This is a genomic window from Pseudoalteromonas sp. MelDa3 (genome assembly GCF_002863625.1).
Classification (GTDB): domain Bacteria; phylum Pseudomonadota; class Gammaproteobacteria; order Enterobacterales; family Alteromonadaceae; genus Pseudoalteromonas; species Pseudoalteromonas arctica.
In genome coordinates, this window is the sequence record NZ_PJBR01000182.1 from 1 (window position 1) to 2,757 (window position 2,757).

The following is a 2,757-nucleotide window of genomic DNA, read 5'->3' on the forward strand; positions in this document are numbered from 1 at the left end:
TTTAAAATATATTTATTAATTAACCTCTAGCTCATCTAAACAATCATTCTTAAATAACGCCATTGTATGTAAAAGCAAAGCGGTGATTAATATCACCGCTTTTAAAAATCACATAGATTCAAGCGTTTTACCGCGTGTTTCTTTAATGTATTTAACAACAAAAAATATACTTATAAGTGCCGATAACGCATAAAAGCCATAAGCACCGGCAAGGCCAATGTTAGCCAGCATAATAGGGAAGGTCATGGTAATTGCAAAGTTAGCAATCCATTGTGCGCTTGCTGCAACAGCAAGGGCTGCACCACGAATGCGGTTATTAAACATTTCGCCTAATAATACCCATACAATTGGGCCCCAACTTAAGCCAAAAAATACCACAAATAAGTTAGCCATAATAAGTGCAAAAGTACCCATGTTATCGCCAAGGGCAAGTTTGCCTGCTTCATCAAGGCCTGCGCTACCAAATATATAAGTAAGCGCGCTTAAGCTAATAAACATACCAATACTGCCTACAAGCAACAGTGGTTTACGGCCAACTTTATCAACTAGGGCAATGGCAATAAAGGTCGATACAATATTAGTGGTGCCCGCTAATACATTTATAAATAACGATTGCGACTCATCAAACCCAGCGGCTTGCCAAAGCTCAGAGCCGTAATAAAACACCACGTTAATACCCACAAATTGCTGAAATACACTCAGCGCAACACCCACCCAAACAATTGGGTGTACTTTTTTACTGCCATCAATAAATAAATCACGAATACTTGGCTTTGTATCGCTATGCAATGAGCGTTTAACATCGCTTATTTGCGCATCAACGTTGTCGTTCGATATTTTACTAAATACCGCTTTTGCATCGCCTACTTTACCTTGCGCCACTAAATAACGAGGCGACTCAGGAATAAACAAAACACCGACTAAAAACAACACTGCAGGCACAAGCTCAGCCCAAAACATCCAGCGCCAAGCGGCTATATCAAGCATTAAAATATTTTGCGCGCTGCCTGCTGCATCAGCAATTAAGTAGTTACTTAAAAAAGCAGCAAATAAACCCAATACAATAGCGAGTTGTTGTAGTGTAGCTAAACGACCACGTAGTGCTGGTGGCGCAACCTCTGCAATGTAAGCTGGCGCTAATACCGATGCCGCACCAATACCTAAACCACCAAATAATCGGTAAAAAATAAACTCCGCAGAGCTTTCGCTAATGCCCGAACCAAAGGCGCTAGTGGCAAAAATAATCGCAGTGATGATCATAATTGCACGGCGACCAAATTTATCAGCCAGCGGCCCCGCTGCAAGTGCACCTAGGGCACAGCCAAGTAACACAGACGCTACGTTAAACCCCGTAGCCACACTGCTTGAATTAAATGCATTACCGAGCGCCGATACCGTGCCGTTAATAACGCCCGAGTCAAAACCAAATAAAAAGCCACCAATAGCAGCAACGGCCGATATAAATATTACGTAAAAAAGAGAGGTGTTTTCAGCTGTGTTGGCTGAGTGGGAAGGCGGTGTGTGCGTTGTCATTATATGCCCTGAAAGTTAAATTAAATATAAAAGAGCATAATATCGTAAAGCGTTATGGTTGAATATGCTTGTGCGGGTATAAAGGGTTCGGCGGTTATAAATTGAGCCATTTTTAGAGGCTTTAGTTTAAAGACATTAGCTTAAAAAGACTGAATTTTAGTAAATAATATGCTTTGTATGGATAGTATCTGTTGGATCAATATCACTGCTCTCACCCTTTTGGTGTGTTTTTGCAATTACATAATCTGTTCGAAATTAAGTAATTGTTTACATGTGGTTATTTGGTGGTTAAGGTTAATAGATTATAAAATAGGGACATTTGTCGATTTATAAAACGACAGATGTCGTTGACTAAGTTGTTAGCTGTACTCAGGAGCGTATATGGAATCAAACTCAGTGGAGACAATAATGAGTGGTGTAGAACTTGTAGGATTAATCGCTTCAATAGCATCTCTTATATTGGCAGTTGGCGCTATATGGCTTTCTGTTGTGTTTTTTAAAATGTCTAACGAAGCTTCAAAGGCAACTACTGAAGCTGCAAAAGGTATCGATGCAAGTGTGCAGCGATTAGAAAATTTATTTGATAAATTATATTCAGATACTTTTTCTATGATGAAAGATACCGTTACTGATATGAGAAAGCATATTTGGAATGGCGACGATAATCTTCGGGATAGTGATGGAAATATAAAATCAGATATCCTTGAAGAAGCAGACAAGAAAGCTGACGAAAAAGTTGCTGAAATTAAATCAGCAATGGACAAGCAGCTATCTGAAATTTTAGCAAAGCAAAAAGCTGCTGATGGTAAATTTTCAGATATTGGTGTTGAGATGGAAAGGTTGTTAGATAATGCAATCCAAACTTCAAGGCTTGTTGAAAGTGAAGCAAGAGAAGAGACAGTTAGAAATCATATTTTAATGGCCTTAAAAAGATTTAGCAGAAATAAAAGGGCTGTAACGGCAGAAGATCTCGTAGAGATGATTGCGGAGAATATACCTCCTCATCGTGTAGTTCGAGAATTAGATAATATGAAAGACGAGGGGCTTATTCATTTCGAGGGAGAAGGTATAACACCAAGTACAAAAATCAGACTTCTTAATATAAGAGAAAGAAATGAAGCAATCCGTACAAGCTAACAATGGTTTTCAAGTCGGACAAGTTACAGTTGGCTTTTGTTCGTGCCTCACACATTTTAGCTAACTAAAATTTTCCGCTTAAAACAG

2 protein-coding genes are annotated in these 2,757 nt (G+C 39.0%); one reads left to right on the top strand and one right to left on the bottom strand.

The window, feature by feature from the left end:
• Positions 1 to 108: 108 nt before the first annotated feature.
• Positions 109 to 1,533, bottom strand: coding sequence for a sugar porter family MFS transporter (locus CXF89_RS18870; RefSeq protein ID WP_121955453.1), 1,425 nt, complete (start codon positions 1,531 to 1,533; stop codon positions 109 to 111).
• Positions 1,534 to 1,941: 408 nt separating this feature from the next.
• On the opposite strand from CXF89_RS18870, the gene CXF89_RS18875 reads away from it, so the two are divergent.
• Positions 1,942 to 2,670 carry a hypothetical protein gene (locus CXF89_RS18875; protein WP_145990847.1) on the top strand — a complete coding sequence of 243 codons (729 nt, stop codon included), beginning with the start codon at positions 1,942 to 1,944 and terminating at the stop codon, positions 2,668 to 2,670.
• Positions 2,671 to 2,757: the final 87 nt, after the last annotated feature.